Origin of the sequence: Moorena sp. SIO4E2, from assembly GCF_010671945.1 — a bacterium.
GTDB classification, from domain to species: Bacteria; Cyanobacteriota; Cyanobacteriia; order Cyanobacteriales; family Coleofasciculaceae; genus Moorena; species Moorena producens.
In genome coordinates, this window is sequence record NZ_JAAHIE010001269.1 from 1 (window position 1) to 1,317 (window position 1,317).

Annotated in this window: 1 protein-coding gene and 1 pseudogene; both read right to left on the reverse strand. The window is 45.9% G+C overall.

Annotated features, from left to right (window positions below):
• Positions 1 to 305: 305 nt before the first annotated feature.
• Positions 306 to 929, reverse strand: a pseudogene (locus tag F6K37_RS42840) (IS200/IS605 family accessory protein TnpB-related protein); the annotation flags it as partial.
• A 107-nt stretch (positions 930 to 1,036) separates the two neighbouring features.
• Positions 1,037 to 1,279, reverse strand: a complete 243-nt coding sequence (locus F6K37_RS42845; RefSeq protein WP_287257276.1) for an HNH endonuclease — start codon at positions 1,277 to 1,279, stop codon at positions 1,037 to 1,039.
• Positions 1,280 to 1,317: the final 38 nt, after the last annotated feature.

Below are 1,317 nucleotides of genomic sequence, written 5' to 3' on the forward strand. Positions count from 1 at the left end.
CCCATGAGTTCTATTGCCTGTTACTAACACCACCTTAGGCTAGTAGTGCTTCACTGTTCGACCCCGCTTTACCCCAGGGTTGTTAAGTTCTGAAGTAGGGGTAGGGCTGTCACTCGGATTTCGCAAGGGTCAGAAGTTACCGAAAGAATAGTGCAGCCTTTATGGTCAGCAGGTTAGGCATCATAGGAGTAAGGTTTTGTACTAAGGCTGCACTATTCTAAGGTTTTGTCTCCGGGGTGGTCTTTCACCACCATGGTTATCAAGTTGTCAAGGTTCATTGAACCAAGCGGCTAATCTCCCAACCCTTAAGGGGGTAGGTTTCTAGCCAACGAATCGCACTCACACAGGCAAGCCCAGCTTCTAGGCGGTCGTCCAGGACTTTTGCTGGAGAGACCCTCACTACCATTTCTGTGAGTGAGTTTAAACACACCTCTAGCACCAATGTTGTAAGCGCCATTTAGGTCGGCATTGAATCGCTTAGCTGAAGGGAAGGTGGCTAGGGCATAATTCTTTGAATCACGTTTGACCTTGCCAGAACCATCGTAGGCAAGTCTCGAGGTGTAAGCGGCCACAACCTCTATGACTTTGCCGCCCAATTCAGCCCATTTCATCTCAGTAAAATCGCGAATTTTCCCTTTGAGCCATCCATGAAACCTTTGTCGGAGGTTAGACCGTTTCCGTCCTCCTTTGGGCTTCCATCCCTTGAGATCCTCAAACACGATAACTTCGGAATTAAACTCTTCAGCGATCTGAACAATTCTCTTAGAGACAATGTGGCCGATTTGGTTATTGATTCTCTGACATTTTTGATAGGTTTTAGAGCAGAAGCCTTTGTGTAGCTTTCCCCCTTTCCCCATGGTCAATGATGCCACGGATACGGATTTTAGTCGTTTGTCCCGACGGTCTATGTCTCTCCCGGGATGAATAAAATTAAACTTAGCCAGTGAGTCACCCCACTGACTAGTCTTCAGAACCGTACGTGACAATGCACGCATCATACGGCTCCTCATTATAAGAACCCTTGACATTGGTACCTCTAAAACGGATTTTCATCTAACTCTAAGGGATTAACTTTGATTCCGTGTTTGGCGTCATGACAGTGGAGATGTAGTAACTCTAGATTTTTATCTAGGTCGTTTCCTCCTAATGCACGTGGTATTATATGGTGTTTTTCCAACAAATCCCCATCCCTGAAGGTAAGACCACAGTGAGCGCATTTCCGGAAACGAAACCTTAGATAGTGGAGCCTTACTACAAAAGACTTCAACCTTTTACGCATAACCTACCAACTATAAAGGCTCCACTATCTTACGGTAA

Coding starts and splice junctions, on each gene's coding strand:
- F6K37_RS42845 (WP_287257276.1), bottom strand. CDS start 1,279: ATGCGTAAAAGGTTGAAGTCTTTTGTAGTAAGGCTCCACTATCTAAGG.